This is a genomic window from Streptomyces sp. TLI_053, assembly GCF_900105395.1.
In the GTDB taxonomy this organism is placed as follows: Bacteria; Actinomycetota; Actinomycetes; order Streptomycetales; family Streptomycetaceae; genus Kitasatospora.
In genome coordinates this window covers 1,260,472-1,279,172 of the sequence record NZ_LT629775.1, presented here as the reverse complement: position 1 = coordinate 1,279,172, position 18,701 = coordinate 1,260,472, and the positions used below count along the sequence as shown (strand labels likewise).

General features: G+C 75.0%; 15 protein-coding genes. 10 read left to right on the top strand and 5 right to left on the bottom strand.

Translation table 11 applies throughout. The features are described from left to right. Nucleotides 1-169: 169 nt before the first annotated feature. A complete protein-coding gene (locus BLU95_RS04820; RefSeq protein ID WP_093858856.1) occupies nucleotides 170-3,415 on the bottom strand; it encodes a non-ribosomal peptide synthetase in 3,246 nt (1,081 codons plus the stop codon). 565 nt (nucleotides 3,416-3,980) lie between these two features. On the opposite strand from BLU95_RS04820, the gene BLU95_RS04815 reads away from it, so the two are divergent. From BLU95_RS04815 to BLU95_RS04790, 6 genes are all read left to right on the top strand, one after another. Beyond that, nucleotides 3,981-7,103, top strand: a complete 3,123-nt coding sequence (locus BLU95_RS04815; RefSeq protein ID WP_093858855.1) for a phosphocholine-specific phospholipase C — start codon at nucleotides 3,981-3,983, stop codon at nucleotides 7,101-7,103. A gap of 324 nt (nucleotides 7,104-7,427) precedes the next feature. Further along, the gene (locus BLU95_RS42115; RefSeq protein WP_093858854.1) at nucleotides 7,428-7,805 is read left to right on the top strand and encodes a hypothetical protein; all 378 of its coding nucleotides are present in this window, start codon (nucleotides 7,428-7,430) and stop codon (nucleotides 7,803-7,805) included. Between the two features lie 168 nt (nucleotides 7,806-7,973). After that, on the top strand, nucleotides 7,974-8,339 hold the full coding sequence (locus BLU95_RS04805) for a hypothetical protein (protein WP_093858853.1): 366 nt from the start codon (nucleotides 7,974-7,976) through the stop codon (nucleotides 8,337-8,339). 174 nt (nucleotides 8,340-8,513) lie between these two features. Beyond that, nucleotides 8,514-8,879 (top strand): hypothetical protein, encoded by a 366-nt coding sequence (locus BLU95_RS04800; RefSeq protein ID WP_159424773.1) that lies wholly within the window; start codon nucleotides 8,514-8,516, stop codon nucleotides 8,877-8,879. Between the two features lie 308 nt (nucleotides 8,880-9,187). After that, on the top strand, nucleotides 9,188-11,413 hold the full coding sequence (locus BLU95_RS04795; protein WP_093858851.1) for an MMPL family transporter: 2,226 nt from the start codon (nucleotides 9,188-9,190) through the stop codon (nucleotides 11,411-11,413). 82 nt (nucleotides 11,414-11,495) lie between these two features. Beyond that, the gene (locus BLU95_RS04790) at nucleotides 11,496-12,014 is read left to right on the top strand and encodes a MarR family winged helix-turn-helix transcriptional regulator (RefSeq protein ID WP_231978286.1); all 519 of its coding nucleotides are present in this window, start codon (nucleotides 11,496-11,498) and stop codon (nucleotides 12,012-12,014) included. Nucleotides 12,015-12,032: 18 nt separating this feature from the next. On the opposite strand, the gene BLU95_RS04785 is transcribed toward BLU95_RS04790, so the two are convergent. Then, nucleotides 12,033-13,541, bottom strand: a complete 1,509-nt coding sequence (locus BLU95_RS04785) for an SDR family oxidoreductase (RefSeq protein ID WP_093864641.1) — start codon at nucleotides 13,539-13,541, stop codon at nucleotides 12,033-12,035. Between the two features lie 523 nt (nucleotides 13,542-14,064). Here BLU95_RS04785 and BLU95_RS04780 point away from each other — a divergent pair. Continuing rightward, nucleotides 14,065-14,871 carry a CBS domain-containing protein gene (locus BLU95_RS04780; protein WP_353653539.1) on the top strand — a complete coding sequence of 269 codons (807 nt, stop codon included), beginning with the start codon at nucleotides 14,065-14,067 and terminating at the stop codon, nucleotides 14,869-14,871. 161 nt (nucleotides 14,872-15,032) lie between these two features. After that, the gene (locus BLU95_RS04775; protein WP_093858849.1) at nucleotides 15,033-15,710 is read left to right on the top strand and encodes a LamG domain-containing protein; all 678 of its coding nucleotides are present in this window, start codon (nucleotides 15,033-15,035) and stop codon (nucleotides 15,708-15,710) included. A 163-nt stretch (nucleotides 15,711-15,873) separates the two neighbouring features. On the opposite strand, the gene BLU95_RS04770 is transcribed toward BLU95_RS04775, so the two are convergent. Next, nucleotides 15,874-16,239 (bottom strand): hypothetical protein, encoded by a 366-nt coding sequence (locus tag BLU95_RS04770; protein ID WP_093858848.1) that lies wholly within the window; start codon nucleotides 16,237-16,239, stop codon nucleotides 15,874-15,876. 258 nt (nucleotides 16,240-16,497) lie between these two features. Here BLU95_RS04770 and BLU95_RS04765 point away from each other — a divergent pair, with 258 nt between their 5' ends. After that, nucleotides 16,498-16,971, top strand: coding sequence for an SHOCT domain-containing protein (locus tag BLU95_RS04765; protein ID WP_107452471.1), 474 nt, complete (start codon nucleotides 16,498-16,500; stop codon nucleotides 16,969-16,971). 68 nt (nucleotides 16,972-17,039) lie between these two features. Here BLU95_RS04765 and BLU95_RS04760 read toward each other — a convergent pair whose 3' ends face one another. After that, nucleotides 17,040-17,450: an organic hydroperoxide resistance protein gene (locus BLU95_RS04760; RefSeq protein ID WP_030393124.1), complete on the bottom strand. Its 411-nt coding sequence runs from the start codon at nucleotides 17,448-17,450 to the stop codon at nucleotides 17,040-17,042. A 134-nt stretch (nucleotides 17,451-17,584) separates the two neighbouring features. On the opposite strand from BLU95_RS04760, the gene BLU95_RS04755 reads away from it, so the two are divergent. Further along, the gene (locus BLU95_RS04755) at nucleotides 17,585-18,067 is read left to right on the top strand and encodes a MarR family winged helix-turn-helix transcriptional regulator (RefSeq protein ID WP_043475867.1); all 483 of its coding nucleotides are present in this window, start codon (nucleotides 17,585-17,587) and stop codon (nucleotides 18,065-18,067) included. 182 nt (nucleotides 18,068-18,249) lie between these two features. Here BLU95_RS04755 and BLU95_RS04750 read toward each other — a convergent pair whose 3' ends face one another. Beyond that, nucleotides 18,250-18,633 carry a VOC family protein gene (locus BLU95_RS04750; protein ID WP_093858847.1) on the bottom strand — a complete coding sequence of 128 codons (384 nt, stop codon included), beginning with the start codon at nucleotides 18,631-18,633 and terminating at the stop codon, nucleotides 18,250-18,252. Nucleotides 18,634-18,701 lie beyond the last annotated feature (68 nt).

The window sequence follows — 18,701 nt, the reverse complement described above, 5'->3', positions numbered from 1 at the left end:
TTCGGCGCACGTCGGGCGGCGGCTGCGGTGCCGTCGGGCGGGATCGCCACGGGGCGGGCCGCCGCGGGGGAGGGGGCGCGGGGCAGGGGGCGCGGGGCAGGGAGGGCGCGGGGAGCGGGTGCGGGGAGGAATGCGGGGCGGCGCGGACCGGGCCGCCCCGCCCCGGGGGTCACCGCAGTTCGCGGACGGCGGCGGCGATGCCGAGCGGGGTCGGCGTGGCGAAGAACACGTCGAAGTCGAGTTCGACCCCCAGCAGGTCACGGATCCTGGCGGTGATCTGAATGATCGTCAGGGAGTGCCCGCCGAGGTCGAAGAGGTCGTCCTCGGGGCCGAGGCCGGGCAGTCGCAGCACCTCGGACCAGATCCCGAGCACGGCGGCGAGCACCTCGTCCTGCGCTTCCGCCTCCGCCTCCGGACCGGCGGCGGGGCCGGCCGGGGCCTCGACCGGCACCGGCGGCACGGGCAGCGCGCGGCGGTCCAGCTTGCCGTTGGGCGTGAGCGGCAGCCGGTCGAGCACCAGGAAGCGCTGCGGGACGGCCGCGCCGGGCAGCGACCGCTTCAGGAAGGCCCGGAGTTCGGCCTGCTCGGGAGCGGTCTGCCCGGCGGCCGGGACGAGGTAGCCCGCGACGAACGGCTCGTCGTCACCGCCGTTCGCCTCGTCCTCGGTGCCGGGCGCACCGGCCTCCTCCCGGTGCACGGCGGCGGCGGCCTCCGCGACCGCCGGATGGGTCAGCAGTGCCGCTTCGACCTCGCCCAGCTCGATCCGGTGGCCGCGGATCTTGACCTGGTCGTCGATCCGGCCGAGGAACTCCAGTTCGCCGTCCGGGCTCCAGGCCACCAGGTCGCCGGTGCGGTAGAGCCGGTCGCCGGGGGCGCCGAAGGGGTCGTCGACGAAGCGCTCGGCGGTGAGCTCCGGCCGGTCCAGGTAGCCCTTGGCGAGCCCGTCGCCGCCCAGGTGGAGTTCGCCGGGCACGCCGATCGGCAGCGGCCGGCGGCGCCGGTCGAGCACCAGGGCGCGGGTGTTGGCGATCGGCCGCCCGATCCGGACCGCCTCCGGGGCGTCCGGCAACTCGGCGCAGGTGGACCAGACGGTGGTCTCGGTGGGCCCGTAGACGTTGAACAGACGGTCGGTGCCGGCCCGCAGCTGCCGGGCCAGCGGCAGCGGCAGGGCCTCCCCGCCGACCAGGCCGGTCAGACCGGAGGGCAGCGGCCCGGCGCCGAGCAGGACCCGCCAGCCCGAGGGGGTCGCCTGGACGTGGGTGACACCCTCGCGTCGGACCAGCGCGCGCAGCCCGGGGCCGTCCACGGCCAGACCGTCCGGGGCCAGCACCAGCCGGCCGCCGGTGGTCAGCGGCAGCAGCAGTTCCAGGGCGGAGATGTCGAAGGAGAGCGAGGTGAGGCCGAGCCAGACGTCCCGGGGGCCGGAGCCGAGCTGCGCGGCGAAGGCCGTGAGCAGGTTGACCAGCGCCCGGTGGCCGATCTCGACGCCCTTGGGACGGCCGGTGGAGCCGGAGGTGTACAGCACGTACGCCAGCCGGCCGGGGTCGGCCCCGGTCCGGGACGCGGTGTCGGTGTCCGCCGGGGCCGAGGTGGCGCCCGGCCGGAGCACCGCCGGTGCGGCGGCCGCCACCTCGGGTGCCGGTTCGCGGTCGGCCAGCAGCAGCGCGGCGCCGGAGTCGGCGAGCACGAAGGCGAGCCGCTCGGCCGGGTAGCCGGGGTCGAGCGGGAGGTAGCCGGCGCCGACCGCGTGCACGGCGAGCAGCGCGGCCGGCAGGTCGGCGGTGCGGGCGAGGTGCAGGCCGACCAGGTCGTCCCGGCCGATCCCGGCCGCGGTGAGCGCCCCGGCCAGCCGGTCGGCGCGGCGCAGCAGCTCCCGGTAGGTCAGCCGTTCCTCCCCGGCCACCACGGCGAGCGCGTCGGGCGTGGCGGAGGCGTGCTCCCGGACCAGGTCGAGCACCGTCCGCCCGGCGGGGTAGGGGTGGGCGGTGTCGTTCCAGGCGGTGGTGACGAGGTGCCGCTCGGCCCCGTCGAGCAGGGGCAGGTCGCCGAGCGGGGTGGTCGGGTCGGCCACGGCGGCGGCGAGCAGGGTCGCGAGGTGCCCGGCGATCCGCCGCGCGGCGGCGGAGGCGAGCACGGCCGGGTCGTACTGGAGCGAGAGGTCGATCCCGTCGGCGCCGTCGACGGCCTGGAGGTGCAGGGTGTTGCGGGCCGCGTGCGGGAAGACGGTCCAGTCGACCAGCGCGGTGCTGCCCGGGAAGACGGGGTCCGCGGTGGTGCGGCGGCGGTAGCCGAAGGAGACCGGCGCCAGCCCGGCCCGGGGGGTGAGGCCGGGGACGGCGCTGCCGAACGGGACGGCGCGGTGCGCGGAGACCAGCCGGGCCTCGGCGCGCACGGCGGCGGCGTAGTGCGCGAACGGCGTGTCCCCGTCCTGGCCGGCCGGGGCGTACACGGGCAGCTCGTTGACGTACAGGCCGATCGCGCCGCGCTGTCGAGGGGCGCGGGTGGAGAAGGGGACGGCGACCGGGACGGCCTCGCCGCCGTAGCGGTGCAGCAGGCCGTGCAGGGCGGCGAGCAGGAACTCGAAGCGGGTGACCCCGGCGCTCCGTGCGGCCTCCGCGAGGGCCGCCGAGGCCGTGCCGTCGAGCCGCCAGGCGACGGACTCGCCGGGGCCGGCGTCGGTGACGGCGCGGGGGCGGCCCGGGAGCACCGGGGCGGTGGCGGCCGCCCAGCGGGGGCCGTGGAAGGCGGCGGCCCGGGCCAGGAGGCCGGCGTCCGGCAGCGGTACGGCACCCCCGTCGGTGTCCGTGTCCGCGCCTCCGTCCCCGTTCGTGTTCGCGCCGTCCGCCTCGGACCGTGCCTCGTCCGCCGCCGAGGACGCGAGCGCGGCGGCGTACCCGGCGGCGAGGTCCGCGACCAGGACGTCCTTGGAGTTCCCGTCGAACACCACGTGGTGCGCCACCACCAGCAGCTCGGCGCCGCCGTCCGCCCGCCGGTCCAGGGTGAACCGGGCGAGCGGCCCCCGGGCCAGGTCGAACGGCAGGGCGAGTTCCTCGGCGAGCCGCTTGGCGCGGGCGTCGGCACACTCGTCGAGCGGCTCGCCGGCCGGGTCCAGGACGGTGAGCGCGGGCGCCCGTCCGGCCGGAACGGGGTGGAGCACGCCGTTCCGTTCCACCAGGGCGGAGGAGAGCGCGGGGTGCCGGGCGACGGTCGCGTCCACGGCGCGGGCCAGTGCGTCGGTGTCGATCCGGTCGAAGCCGATCCGCAGCGCGAGGTGGAACACCTCGGGTACGTGGGTGAGCCTTCCGGTCAGCCAGATTCCGTGCTGGGCGGGGGAGGCGGGCCGTGCGGCGTCCGTCGCTCTCGCGAGGTCCCCGGCGGCGGAGGAGAGGCCGGACCGGTTGGGGGAGTCGGACATGCTGTGCTCGATTCGGGAGTCGGAGACGGAGCAGCGGGGCACCCGTCCGAGCGGTGGCCGTGGCGGCGCGCGGGCGCGGCACGGCGCGGTCGGACGGCGCGGCTGCCGAAGGGTGGCCGGCCCGCCCCGCGGACCGGTCGGCAGGCGCCGAGGCACGGCCGGACCCGACTCCCAGGTGTCCCCCCTGATGCGTCAGGCGAAGCGATCCCCTACCCCCGTACGAAGATCATTGGCCTGGACCTGCCGCGAGGTTTCCACACACCACATGCCTCGTCAAGGGTTGTCCACGACCTGGCCGGAGGCTGCCGACGGTTCGTCAACCACCTTCCGTCGTGGGGCGTCTGGCGTGACCGGCGGGACTGCTGGGACGGCGGCCGGCGGCGGTCGCGGCGGGCGGGCGGCCGCGGACCGCCATCGGCGGCAAGTTGTCTGTACAGCTATGGGTTCACTGTCCGTCATCGACGCGCCATCGAACTCCCCGTTCCCGTCCATCTGGGGCACGTAGACATAACGGGTCTGGACCACAGCGCCAGGCACCCCCGCTTTGTACAAGGAGTCACCCCCGATGAGTCCGCAGCCCGAACTGTCGCGCCGCACCCTGCTCGGCGGCGCGGCCGCCGCCGCCGTGCTGTCCGCCCTCCCCCTCAGCGTGCGCGAGGCGCTCGCCGCGCCGGCCCGCCCCGGCCGCCTGGCGGACATCCAGCACGTTGTGGTGTTCATGCAGGAGAATCGCGCCTTCGACCACTACTTCGGTACCCAGGCCGGTGTCCGCGGCTTCGGCGACCGGACGGCGGTGCGGGGCGTCAACGGCCGCTCGGTCTTCCACCAGCCCGACCCGAGCCGCAAGGAGGGTCACCTCCTGCCGTTCCCGATGAACGCGGCGCACACCAACGCGTACCAGCAGGGCGCCCCCGCGTTCGGCTTCGTCGACTCGATGAAGGCCTGGAACGACGGCCTCGCCGACGGCTCGGTCACCCGCCGCTCCAGCGGCTGGCTCGGCCAGGGCTACTACGAGAGCGCCGACATGCCGTTCTACCACGCGCTCGCCTCGGTGTTCACCACCTGCGACGCCTACTACGCGTCGGTGCAGTGCAACACCAACACCAACCGCGAGCACCTGATGACGGGCACCAGCGGCGGCACCGTCCGGGACACCCCGGTCACCGACAACACCGAGATCCCCGGTGGCTACGAGTGGACCACCTACGCCGAGCGCCTGGAGAAGGCGGGCGTCAGCTGGCGGACCTACCAGGCGCTGGACAACTTCGACGACAACGCGCTCGCCTGGTTCGCCCCGTTCGTCAAGGCCAAGCCCGGCGAGCCGCTGTACGAGCGCGGCATGCGCGCGGTCGGCGACCCGGCCAAGAAGGGCGACCCGTTCGCGATGGGCGACGCCCTGGTCGAGGCGTTCGCCGCCGACGTCCAGGCCGACACCCTCCCGCAGGTGTCCTGGATCGTCGCCCCCGCCGCGCTCTCCGAGCACGCCAACTACGCGCCGCCGAACGGCGAGCACCTCACCGCCCGGCTGCTGGCCGCCCTCGCGGCCAAGCCCGAGGTGTGGGAGAAGACCGTCTTCATCCTCAACTACGACGAGCACGGCGGCTTCTTCGACCACCAGCTGCCGCCCGTCCCGCCGCTGGCCGCCGGACGCGGCAAGTCCACCGTCCCCGTGGACGGCGAGGTCGTCGTCCGGGTGAGCAAGGGCGGCTCCACCTACCACCGCGTGGTGAGCCAGGACGGCAAGTACCGGGTCCGGGCCGCCGACGGCTCCCTCGGCTGGTCCGACACCCTGCCCGCCGGCGAGAGCGTCGTCTCCGGCCCCTACCCCATGGGCCTCGGCGTGCGGGTGCCGATGATCGTCGTCTCCCCCTGGACCCGCGGCGGCGTCGTCGACTCCAGCGTCTACGACCACACCTCGGTGCTGCGCTTCCTGGAGCAGCGCTTCGGCGTCCAGGAGCCCAACATCAGCCCCTGGCGGCGCGCGGTCTGCGGCGACCTCACCAACGTCTTCGACTTCTCCGGCCGCGACCCGCGCTGGCCCGAGCTGCCCGACACCAGTGGCAACCGGCAGAAGGTCGTCGACACCGGCAAGCTGCCCGCGCCCACCGTGCCCAACCCGCAGTCCTTCCCGCGGCAGGAGCGCGGCACCCGGGCCGCCCGCCCGGCGCCCTACGACCTCACCGTCAAGCCGCGCCTCAAGGGCGACCAGCTGACGATCGACTTCATCAACCAGGGCAAGCAGGGCGCGGTCTTCGCGGTCTACCCGGCCCCCGGCGCCCTGCCCCGCCACTACACGGTGGGCGCCAAGTCCCGGACCTCCGACGTCTGGGCGGTCGGCCAGGACGGCTACGACCTGCGGGTGCACGGCCCCAACGGCGCGCTCTGGCACCTGCGCGGCACCGTCGACGCCGCGTACGAGATCTCGCTCTCCGAGGAGCGCAACGGCAAGGTGCTGGAGGTGGACGTGATCAACCGCTCGCGCACCGCCCAGACCTTCCTGGTCGGCGACCTCGCCTACGGCGACGGACTGCGCGAGGTCCGGGTCGCCGCGGGCGACGACAAGACCGTCAACCTCAATGTCGGCCCCGAGGGCTGGTACGACGTCGCGGTGGGCGTGCGCGGCGAACTCGGCTTCCGCCGCCGGATCGCCGGCCGCTTCCCCTGGGACGGCGAGCACCTGCTCACCGACCCGGCGATGGGCCAGGCCGACCCGCTGACCGTGGACGTCGCGCTCAAGGCGGCCTCCACCACCATCGACGAGGCGATCCTGCTGCCCGGCCGCCCGGCCCGGGTCACCGCCCGCTTCAGCACCACCGACGCGCTGACCGTGATCGAGGCCCAGCCGGTCGTGCCGGCCGGCTGGACGGTCGCCGCCGTGACCGCGCCGCCCGCCACGCTGGCCGCCGGGGCGAGCGCCGTCGCCGAGTGGGACGTCACCCCGCCGGCCCAGCTGCCGGACGGCGCCACCCACCGTCTGCTGGTCACCGCCCGCGCGCTGGCCGGCAACCGCTTCGCCGTCGCCGACGGCGAACTCGCCGCCCGCACGGCGCCGGTGATGGCCGGCCACCTGCTCGGCGAGGACTTCGAGTCGCTGGCCGGGGTGCTCCAGCCGGTCGCCGGGGTGGTCGGCTGGACGCCGCAGGCCCCGCAGGGCTGGTCCGTGGTCAACGCGCCGGCCATGCCGCAGGGCACCGTCCGGCTCCAGGGCTGGACCTTCCACACCAAGCGCGAGTGGTCCAGCCCGGCCGGCCAGGACCGGGGCAACTTCACCCGGGGCCTGGGCATCCTGGCGGTCGCCGACCCGGACGACTGGGACGACACCGGCGCGCCGTCCAAGAAGGGCGTGTTCGACTCGACCCTGGTCTCGCCCGTCGTGCCCGTCCCGGCCGGGGCCACCACCCTGTACCTCGGCTTCGACTCGCACTACCGCCAGGAGGCGCCGCAGAAGGCCTCGGTCACCGCGGTCTTCGACAACGGCACCGAGACCCGGCTGGTGTACTACAGCTCGGACGCCACCGGCAACGACAACCGCGGCGCCGACGTCCAGAACGCCTTCGTCACCAAGCAGTTCGCCGTTCCGGCGGGTGCGCGGAGCGTGACGCTGAAGTTCCGGATGTTCGACGCCGGGAACAACTGGTTCTGGGCCGTCGACCACATCCGGCTGGACGTGAAGCCGATCACCGGCTGACGTCCGCGCGGCCCCGCCGCTGCCTTGCCGGCGGCCCGCCCGGCGCGTCGCAGCCCGGCCCGTCGCAGCCCGGCGCAACCTGGCCCGTCGCAGCCCGGCGCAACCTGGCCCGTCGCAGCCCGTCGCAGCCCGTCCCGGCCCCGAACCACGGGGTCGGGACGGGCCGTTCGCGCTGCCGGGAAGTGCGCCGACGGACTGTCAACAGGCGCGAACGCGACGCGCACCCCGGCGCACCGGACCGGAAAGCGCCTGTTCGCGCGCCCCGGCGCGCCGGTAGGAATGGGGCCCGGCGCGGAACGTCCGTGCCGTGAGAGGAGCCGCTCCGTGTCCCGTCTCCGCACCGCCGCCATGGCCGTCGGCTGTACCGCCGCCGCCCTGACCCTGGCCGCGACCACCGCCGGCACCGCCGTCGCCGCCCCGGGCGACATCGTGTCCATCTGCGCCAACCAGTACACCCCCAGCGGCTGGGTCGACATCGCCTGGGCCAACGACTACAGCTGCGGCGGCGGCACCTTCACCCCGAACCGCAAGACGATGGAGCAGGTCGCCGGTCTGCCCATCGGCACCAGCCTCAACGTCTGCGCCTCGGCGTGGCCGCCGGCCGGTTGGACGCAGGTCTCCGAGTTCTACAGCCAGAGCTGCCGCTACTCGGCGGTGCCGAGTCTGAACCACAACTCCTGGCGGATCACCCGCGTCTCCTGACGTACCGTCAAGACCTCTCCGGCCCACCCGTCCTACCGCTTCGGCGGGATGCGGGTGGGCTCCGCGCGCCCGGCCGGACCGGCCGGAAAGGCGCTGTCCGCAACGTCGTTCCGCCGGTACGAATGGGTGTCCGACGCGGAACGCCCGCGCCGTGGAGAGGAGTCACCCGTGTCCCGCTTCCGTGCCGCCGCCCTGGGTCTCGGCTGTGCCGCCGCCGCGCTCACCCTGACCGCCACCACCGCGCACGCCGCCCCCGGCGACACCCAGAACGTCTGCGGCAGCCAGCTCACCCCGAGCGGCTGGGTCGACATCCAGTGGTGGAACGAGTACGCCTGCGGATCCGGCTTCAACCCGAACGCGAAGAAGATCCAGCAGGCGGACGGCCTTCCGATCGGCACCACCCTGACGGTCTGCGCCTCGACGCTCCCGCCGTCCGGCTGGGTGCAGCTCTCGGAGTTCTACAACAGCAGTTGCCGCTACTCGGTCTCGCCGAGCTTCAACAACAACTCCTGGCAGATCAAGCGCGTCGCCTGACGCCCGCGCGGGCGCATATGCCGCGAACACGTGCGTCGGCGCACTGTCAACCGTCGCGAACCCGTCGCGGGCCCCGGCCTCCCGGACCGGAAAGTCACTGTCCGTGCCAATGGTCCCACCGATAGGAATGATTCCTCGGCGCGGAGTGCCCGCGCCGTGGAGAGGAGCCGCACCGTGTCCCGATTTCGCGCCTTCGCCGTGGCCGCCGGCTGTGCCGCCGCCGCGCTCGCCATGACCACCACCAGTGCGCACGCCGCCCCCGGCGACACCCTGAACGTCTGCAGCAGCCAGCTCACCCCGACCGGCTGGGTCGACGTCCAGTGGTGGAACGACCTGAGCTGCAGCTCGACCTTCAACCCCAACAAGAAGCAGATCAAGCAGCTCACCGGCCTGCCGATCGGCACCACGCTCACGGTCTGCGCCTCCACCTACCAGCCGACCGGCTGGGTGCAGCTCTCCGCGTTCTACAACAGCAACTGCCGCTACTCCGCCGTGCCGAGCCTCAACAACAACGCCTGGCAGATCAAGCGCGTTTCCTGACCCGCCCCTGCCGGCTCCCTGCGGGCGTCCCGTCGACGGCCCACCGGTCGCGTACTGGTGGGCCGTCGGCGCGCCCGGGGCCGGGCGGGCCGGTTCTGCCGGTCGGGTTCGTCCAGGTCGGGCCCGTTCGTCCAGGTCGGGCCCGACCGTCCAGGCGGGGCCCGTTGGTCCAGGCCGGCCGGCGCGCCCTCCAGGTGGCCCGACTGCTGGCGCGACCGAGAAACCTCTCCGCCCGTCAAGTCTCTTGAGCATCGAGAGATAGGATCCGGGCTGTCCGCCACCTGCCCCTGCCCGGAGGGCGCCCCGCCATGCCCGCTGACCGTCCGAACGCCGCCGCACCGCCCGCCCCGGTCCCGCCCGTCCCGGTACCCCCGCCCGGCGCGTCCGCCCGTCGTCGCCGCGCCCGGCTGCTCGTCCCGCTGGCCCTGCTGATCGTCTGGCTCGGCCTCGGCGGGGCCTTCGGCTCCTACGCCGGCCGGCTCGGCGAGGTCGCGACCAACGACCGGGCCGCCTTCCTGCCCCGCAGTGCCGAGTCCACCGAGGCCGCCCGGCTCGGCGCCGACTTCCGGACCGACAACGCCGTGCCCGTGATCGTCGTCTGGGAGAGCCGCGGCGGCCCCGTCGACGGGACCGGGCGTGCCGCCGCCGAACAGGCCCTGCGGGCCGCCGCCGCCCTGCCCGGCGCCACCGGACGGGTCTCGCCCGTACTGCCGGCGGCCGACGGCCAGGCACTCCAGGGCGTCGTCCAGCTGCGCGCCGACCTCGGCCGGGAGACCGGCGATACCGTGCGCGCCGTCCGCGAACTCGCCGAGCGGGTCCCCGGCACCACCGTCGGCCTGGCCGGACCCGCCGCGATCGCCGCCGACCTCGGCGGCGCGTTCGCCGGCATCGACGGCCTGCTGCTCGGCGTCGCCCTAGGCGTCGTCCTGCTCATCCTGCTCGCCGTCTACCGCGCCGTCCTGCTGCCACTGCTGGTGATCCTCGGCGCGGTCTTCGCCCTCGGCGTCGCCTGCGCCCTGGTCTACCTGCTCGCCGACCACGGCCTGGTCACCGTGGACGGCCAGGTCCAGGGACTGCTGTCGATTCTCGTCATCGGCGCCGCCACCGACTACGGCCTGCTGCTCTCCGCCCGCTTCCGCGAAGAGCTCCACCTGCACGGCGACCGGTTCGCCGCGATGCGCACCGCCTGGCGGCAGTCCCTCGAACCGATCGCCGCCTCCGGAGCCACCGTCGCCCTCGGTCTGCTCGTCCTGCTGCTCTCCGACCTCACCAACAACCGCGCCCTCGGCCCGGTCGGCGCGATCGGGATCGGCTGCGCCGTGCTCTCCGCGCTCACCTTCCTGCCCGCCGCACTGGTGCTGGCCGGCCGGGCCGCCTACTGGCCGGCCCGGCCCCCGGCCGACGGGCGGGCCCCGGTGCACGCCGTCTGGGCCCGGGTGGCGGAGCTCGTCGCCCGCCGCCCGCGTGCCCTGTGGGCGGGCAGCCTGGTGGTCCTGGCGGCGCTCGCCGCCCTCGCCCCGACCCTGGACGCCGGCGGTGTCCCGCAGAGCGAACTCTTCGTGAAGGCCCAGCCGTCGGCGGCCGGGCAGCGACTGCTCTCCGCGCACTTCCCCGGCGGCAGCGGCAACCCGGCCGTGATCATCGCCGCCGCGGACCGCGCCGCGCCCGTCACCGAGGCGGCCGCCGCCGTGCCGGGGGTCGCCGCCGTCCGGGCCACCACCGCCGGAGCGCCGGGTGCCGCGTCGGCCGCCGCGCCGGGTGCCGCACCGCTGGTCGTGGACGGCCGGGTCCGGCTGGAGGCCACGCTCACCGACCCGGCCGACAGCGATGCGGCCATCGCCACCGTCCACCGGCTGCGGGACGCGGTGCACGCCGTGCCCGACGCGCGGGCACTGGTCGGCGGCTACACCGCCCAGCAGGAGGACACCCGGACCACGGCCGCCCACGACCGGCGCCTGATCACCCCGGTGGTGCTGCTCTGCGTGCTGGCCGTGCTCGTCCTGCTGCTGCGCTCCCTGGTGGCACCGGTACTGCTGGCCGCCACCGTCGCGCTCTCCTACCTCGCGACGCTCGGGGTCAGCGCGGTGGTGTTCCCGCACGTGTTCGGGTTCTCCGCGGTGGACCCCTCGGTGCCGCTGTACGGGTACGTGTTCCTGGTGGCGCTCGGGGTGGACTACAACATCTTCCTGATGACCAGGGTCCGGGAGGAGTCGTTGCGCGTCGGGACCCGTGAGGGGGTGCTGCGCGGGCTCACCGCCACCGGCGGGGTGATCACTTCGGCGGGTGTGGTGCTGGCCGCGACCTTCGCCGCGCTCGGGGTGATCCCGCTCGCGTTCCTCGCCCAGATCGCCTTCATCGTGGCGTTCGGGGTGCTGCTGGACACCCTGCTGGTCCGTTCGCTGCTGGTGCCCGCGCTGGTGCGGGACCTCGGTGACCGGGTCTGGTGGCCCGCGCGGGCCGGCCGCGATGCCCGGCGGGCGGTGCCGGCGTCCGCCTCGGCACCGGCGGAGGCCGGGCCGGGCTCCGGGGGGTGATCCGCGGGGCGGCGGCGCGGCGGCGTGGCGCCGTTAGGCTGAACGGGTTGGATCGACGCCGTACGCGACCGGAGAACACGCCTTGTCCGAGCAGGGGGAGCAGCAGGAGCAGCAGGAGCACGGCCCGGCGCAGGTCCCGCCCGACGGGCCCGCGCTCGGCCGGCTGCTCCAGGACCTCGCCTCCGAGATGCACCTGCTCGGCCACGGCTTCGCCGGCGCCAGCGGCCTGCACACGACGGACGTCCAGGCGCTGCTCGCGATCATGCGCACCGGCCCGGAGCCGGGCCGGTCCGACGGCGGCGGGATCACTCCCGGGCGGCTGGGCGAGGAACTGGGACTCTCCTCGGGAGCCGTCACCGCGGTGCTGGACCGGCTGGAGCGGGCCGGGCACATCCGTCGTGGCCGGGACGCCGCCGACCGGCGCCTGGTCCTGGTGCAGTACCTGCCGGGCGCCGGCCGGATGGCGGCGGAGTGGTTCGCGCCGGTGGCCCGGCGGACCGAGACGGTGCGTGCCGAGTTCACCCCGGCGGAACTCGCCGCGGTGGCGCGCTTCCTCGGCCGGATCACCGGGGAACTGGCCGATCTGCGCCGGGACCGCTGACGGTCGGCCGCCGGTCGCTCAGGGGGCGCCGCGCCCGGGACCTGCTCCGGCACCCGCCCCGTCGTCGCGCGCGGCCTCCTCGGTGATCCGGCGGGCCATCCCGCCGAACACCGCGGCGTGGAAGGGCGCCACCGACCACCAGTAGGCGTGCCCGGCCAGCCCGCGCGGGTGGAACAGCGCCCGCTGCCGGTACCGGGCGCCACCGGCGCCGTCCGGTGCGACGGTCAGCTCCAGCCAGGCCGGCCCGGGCAACCGCATCTCGGCGCGCAGCCGCAGCAGCCGACCGGGTACGAGTTCCTCCACCCGCCAGAAGTCGAGCGAGTCGCCGACCCGCAGCCGCGCCGGGTCCCGCCGCCCGCGCCGCAGGCCGACCCCGCCGAGCAGCCGGTCCACCCACCCGCGCACCGCCCAGCCGAGCGGGAAGGAGTACCAGCCGTTGTCGCCGCCGATCGCCTCCACCACCCGCCACAGCGCGGCCGGGTCGACGTCCACCCGGAGCTCCCTGACGTCCTGGTAGAGGCTGCCGCCGGCCCAGTCCGGGTCGGTGGGCAGCGGGTCGCTGGGGGTGCCGGGCAGCGAGGCGGAGGACCACCGGGTGGCGACCTCCGCGTCCCTGATCCGCCGCAGCGCCAGCCGGACGGCCTCGTCGAAGCCGACGGCGCCGCCCGGCGGCTCGGGCAGCAGGCGGTCGAGGTCGTGCTCGGTGCGGACCACCTCGTACCGCAACGACTCCACCAGCGGCCGGGCGATCGACCCGGGCACCGGCGTGACCAGGCCGACCCAGAGGCTGGAGAGCCGGGGGGTGAGGACCGGTACGGCGAGGATCACCCGGCGCGGCAGTCCGGCCACCGCCGCGTACCGCTCCATCATCCGGCGGTAGGTCAGCACCTCGGGGCCGCCGATGTCGAAGGCGCGGTCGAGCTCCGGCGGCAGCGTCGCGGCCCCGACCAGCAGCCGCAGGACGTCGCGGACGGCGATCGGCTGGATCCGGGTGTCCACCCAGCGCGGGGTCACCATCACCGGGAGCCGTTCGGTGAGGTGGCGCAGCATCTCGAAGGAGGCCGAGCCGGAGCCGATGATCACTGCGGCCCGCAGCTCCGCGGTCGGCACGCCGCTCGCCCGCAGCACCCGGCCGACCTCGACCCGCGAGCGCAGGTGCGGCGAGAGCCGCCCGGCCGGGACTCCGGCGGGGACGAGGCCACCGAGGTAGACGATCCGGCGCACCCCGGCCGAGGCCGCCGCCCGCCCGAAGGCCTCGGCGGCGGCCCGGTCGGTGGCCTCGAAGCCGGGGCCGGTGCCGAGCGAGTGCACCAGGTAGTAGGCGACGTCGACGTCGGTGAAGGCGTCGGGGAGGCTCTCGGGGCGGGTGACGTCCCCGGTGACCACCTCGACCCGGCTCCGCCAGGGGTGGTCCCGCAGCCGGTCGGGCGCGCGGACCAGGCAGCGCACGCTGTGGCCGGCGTCGAGCAGGACCGGTACCAGTCGTCCGCCGATGTAGCCGGTGGCGCCGGTGACCAGGCAGCGCAGCGGTCCGCCGGGGGGACGGTCTCCGTTCCGGGCGTCGTGCCGGTGGTCGTGCCGGTCGTCGTGGGCGTCGGCGTGGGGGTCGGTGTGCTGCGGATCGGCGTGCTGGTGGGCGTCGTGCCGGGCGTCGTTCCCGGCGTCGTGCCGGTCGTCGGAGCTGGAGGGTTCGGTCACGGTGCCTCCCCGGGGGCGGTGGTGGGCGGTCGCCCGTCGGCGGTCCGGCCGGAAGGCGTACCCGCGCCGCCGGGGTCCCGAGCACCCCCGTTCGGCCGGTCCGGCCCGTTCGGCCCACCGGGACGGTCGCGGGCGCCGGGCCGGGCACCGGGCAGTGCGGTGCCGGGGCCGGTAAACGCGGTGTTCGGGGCCAGAGGCCGTTGGTCCCCGCGATTCAGCCCCTTGGCCCCTGGCGGATCGGCCGGTCGGGGGAGATGCTCCTCGTACAGCCGACCGGACGACAGAAGGTCCGGCCGGACGGTGCTCGCGGACGAGGTGAACCGGCGTGCGGCATGCCAGCGTCGAATCAGTGATGACCAGCCCCGTGGTCCGGGTGATGCCCGAGACCGGATTCCGGGAGATCGTCGCGCTACTGGCCGAGTACGACATCACCGGTGTGCCGGTGGTGGACGACGACGGCCGGCCGCTCGGGATCGTCTCGGAGGCGGACCTGCTGCTCACCCTGGCGGCCCAGGAGGACCAGGGCAGTCTGATGCCACCGCCCGGCGCCGCCAGGCCCGGTCCGGACGGCAGTGTCACCGCCGCCGATCTGATGAGCGGACCGGTGGTCTGCATCACCCCGTCGACCAGCGTTGTCGCGGCGGCCCGGTTGATGGGCCGGCACGGTGTGAAGCGGCTGCCGGTGCTGGACGAGGACGGCCGGGTCTTCGCCATGGTCAGCCGGGGCGACCTGCTCCGGGTGTTCCTCCGCGAGGACCGGGTGATCCGCCGGGAGATCGTCGAGGAGGTGCTCGGCCGGGTCGAGGGCGTGAGCCCGGCCCTGGTCGGGGTGGAGGTCGAGCAGGGCCGGGTGGTGCTCAGTGGCACGGTGCCGGAGCCGCACCTGGTGCCGATCGTGCTGAACCTCTGCCGCTCGGTGGACGGCGTGGTGTCGGTGACCGACCGGCTGAGCGCCGACAGCTTCGGCGGCCTGGGCCCGGAGGACGACTCCCCGGGCGGTGCGGACGGGGGCTCGGGCTCGGGCGGGGCAGACGGAGGCTCCGGGGCGGGCGGCGAGGGCCCGGGGGCGGGCACCGGAGGACGCGGGGCGGACGGCCGGGCCGGGGGCGCGCGTGGCGGCAGTGCGCGCGGGAGCGACGCGCCTGCGCCGGTCCGCTGACCCAGTACGCCCGCGCCCGCCGCCCATCGCCACCCCGTTCGATCGGCGGTCGGCTGGATCCGGAGCGTCCGCTTCGAATATTGCGCTGCGTACTGGGCATATCACCCTGCGTGTGCGGCGGTAGCGGGCCGCCGCGCCGCCGGTGACCTGGGGAGGCAGCCGTGGCCGTCGTGTTCGACGCGGACTTCACATCGACCAGCCAGTGGATCGCGGGGCGCAGCAGCGCCTATCCCCGGATGGGGCCGACCAACCGGGGTGACCACAAACTCGACTTCCTCAGCCGTGCCTACTGCCCCGGCGGGGTTTTCACCGCCGTCCGGCGCCACGGCGGCGACCTCTGGACGTGCAATCTGCTGACCACCGAGGGCAGTCCCGAGGGCTTCCAGGTCCGCACCGGGGACGTGCTGAGCGCGCGCGTCACCCTGCCCAGCCAGCTCGGCGCCTGGCCGGCCATCTGGACCTGGCGGGACGGTGGCAACGAGATCGACGTCTTCGAGTACCACCCCGACAACCCGGACCTGCTGGAGATCTCCAACCACGTCGGGGGCGGCTACCGCTACTGGCACGGGGCCGAGGCCGGCATAGCCCCCGGCGCGACCTTCGACCTGCGGACGGTCTTCGGGGCCCACTCGGTGGACTGGTTCGTCGACGGCACCCTGATCCACGCCGACCGGCGCGGTGTGGGCGCCGACTGGCACGCCTACCTGATCGTCAACCTGTCCGTCGCGGACGGTGCCTACCACGACCGGCCGCCGATCTTCGGGACCGACCTGCTCAGCTGGATCTGCCACAGTCTGCGGATCGAACGGGGCGGGCCGGTCGCGAAGGGCGGTGGGTGACCGGTCGGGCGGCCGGAGCGGGTCGGGGCCGCCCCGTGGGCGGCGCGTCGCGGGTCGTGCGCGGGCATCGGGCCCCGGAGCGGCGTTGAGGCGACGGTGACCGCGGCCAGGCCAGGCCGGGCCGGGCCGGGCCGGGCCAGGCCGGGGCGCGGGTCCCGGCCGGTTACGGCGGGAACATCGCCGTCACCAGGCCGCGCGGTCCGGAGCGCTGGAACCAGACCGTGCGGCGGTGCGGGCCGATGTACGCGGGGTGGGTCACGTAGAGGTCGTCGCGCGGCGCGGTCTCGTTCCCGGGTGCGAGGGCCGCGTCCACCGCGTCGGTGGCGATGGCGCGGAGCAGGGCCTGCGCCGTGGCCGCCGCGGCGTCGGGGGAGATGGCCAGTGCGGTGAGCTCGTACCAGAGCGCCGTCGAGACGTAGCCGATGGTGGAGTGGCCCAGTGCCGGGTGCGGGCGGTGGTCCGCGTAGCGGAGCAGCACCCCGGCCGCGACGAGGCGCTCGCGGTCGTCGGCCGGCGGGTGGTGGTTCATGGGGCGAACGCTACCCGGCCGGGTGGGCGGCGGTCCGGGGCCGAGGGCATTCCCGGTCCGGTGGCCTCCCGGAGGCGTATGCTCGGCGGCCCTCCGGCGCTCTCCGGCTTGCGGCCCGCCCGGCGAGGGCCCTCTCCACGCTCTCTTCACGCCGCTCCGACGGACGGGAGCGCACGATGGTGGTGAGGCGCCGAGCGCCCCGGGGCGGGTCGTCGGTCGTGGCGGCCGCTCATGGACCGGGGTGGTGAGGAGGTCGTGATGAGGCACTGGAACGGCCACGACTACGGCCATGGTGTCGGGCCCTGGGGTCTGGGCCTGTTCGCGCTGGGACTGCTGCTGGTCGTGGTGGCGTTGGTGGTCGTCGCGGTGCTGCTGGCCCGGAGGTCGAGGGTCGCCGGTCCACCACCGCCGAAGGGAGTGTGGGGCGGGGCTCCGAATGGCCCGGGTGGCCCGGCGGGCGGAGTTCCGCCGGCCTGGCCGGCGGCCGAGCAGGTTCTGGCGGAGCGATTCGCGCGCGGCGAGATCGACGCGGAGGAGTACCGGCACCGCCTGGACGTCCTGCGGGGTGCGGCTGGGCCGCCGGAGGCCGGTCCAGCGGTCCCGCCGCCGTCCGGTCCACCGCCCCCGGCCCCGCCCCCGTTCCCGCCGTCGTCCGGCCGGTCGACCGGTCCGGCGGTGCCGCCGTCCGGTCCGCCGGATCCGCCCCCGCCGCCGCCCGCCGGATCCGGCTGACGCGACGGAGCCCCGCCGCGCGACGGGGCTCCGTCGGTGGTCGGGGCCGGTGCCGGCTCCGCCGGTGACTACTCGACGACGAGCTCGACCGGGATGTTGCCGCGGGTGGCGCGGGAGTACGGGCACACCTCGTGGGCCTTCTTCACCAGCAGCTGGCCGGTCTCGCCCGCGAGCGCCTCGGGCAGCTCGACCCGCAGCACCACCGCGAGGCCGAAGCCCTCGGCGTCCTTGCCGATGGACACCTCGGCGGTCACCGAGATCTCGCCGGTGTCCACCTTCGCCTGTCGGCCGACGAGGCCCAGGGCGCTGGCGAAGCAGGCGGCGTAGCCGGCGGCGAACAGCTGCTCGGGGTTCGTGCCCTGACCGCTGCCGCCGAGGCCGGGCGGCATCGCCAGCGCGAGGTCCAGCTGACCGTCGGAGCTGACGGTGCGGCCCTCCCGGCCGTTGGCGGTGGCGACTGCGGTGTAGAGCGCGTCCATGGTCCGTTCCCTTCCGTCCTGCGTACGAAGTGGTGGTCCGGCGGCCCGTTCGGACCGCCTCCCGAGAGCAAGTAGAGCACACCATTCAATTGCGCACAACTAAATGGTGTGCATGTCGTCGCTACGATGGACCCATGACCGTGCTGCCCGACCTTCCCGACGATGCCGACCTGCTCCTCCTGGACCGACAGATCTGCTTCTCGCTGAACGCGGCCTCCCGCGCCTTCGGCGGTGTCTACCGGGTGTTGCTCAAGGATCTTGGCCTGACTTATCCGCAGTACCTGGTGATGCTCGTGCTCTGGGAACACGGCGAACTGCCGGTGAAACGGATCGGCGAACACCTCCGACTCGACTCGGGGACCTTGTCCCCGTTGCTCAAGCGGCTGGAGGCGGCCGGACTGGTGCATCGGAAGCGCAGCCCGGAGGACGAGCGCTCGGTCACCGTCAGCCTCACCGGAGAGGGCTCCGCGATGCGCGAGCGGGCCGGACAGGTGCCGCGCCGACTGCTGGTCGCGACCGGGCTCCCGGTCGAACAGCTGGCCACCCTGCGGGTGCTGCTGGACCAGGTGACGGAGGCCCTCGACACCGCCGTTCCGGGCCTCGCCGCCGAGGGCTGACGCCCGCCGCGGCACTCCCTTCCCCGCTCCCCGGCCGGGCACCGCGCAGCGCGGTGCCCGGCCGGAGGCATGTGCTCACCGGGGCCGGACCGGTTCGGACCGGTTCGGGCCGGTTCGGTCGTGTCGGGTCGTGTCGGGTCGGGCCCGGCTCGGTCAGGTGCGGGCGGGCCCTTCGAACCGGGTCAGCCGGCGGTGCGCTGGTGCAGGCAGAGGATGTTTCCCTCGCAGTCCTTGAACCAGGCGGCACGCATGCCCTCGTCCTCGACGACACCGTCGACCGTCTTCAGGCCGGGCATGTCGTAGTCCTCGAACACGACGCCCTTGCCGCGCAGCCCGGCCATCTCCGCGTTCAGGTCGGACACCTCGAAACTGGCCAGGGTGTGGGCGGCCTGGCCGCCGCTGGGTGTCTCGTAGATGCCGAACTCGGTGCCGCCGCACACGAAAGTCAGCTCGCCGTGCGGACCGGCGTCCTTGAGCTCGAGGCCGAGGGTGTCGGTGTAGTAAGCCTTCGCCCGGGCCACGTCGGCGGCGGGAATCATCGCCACCAAGGGTGCGTCTCCAAGCATGCTGATCGCCTCCTCCTCCCTCCAGCGTAGGTACGTGCACCGGGCCCCGGCCAGGCCGGGGCGCGGTC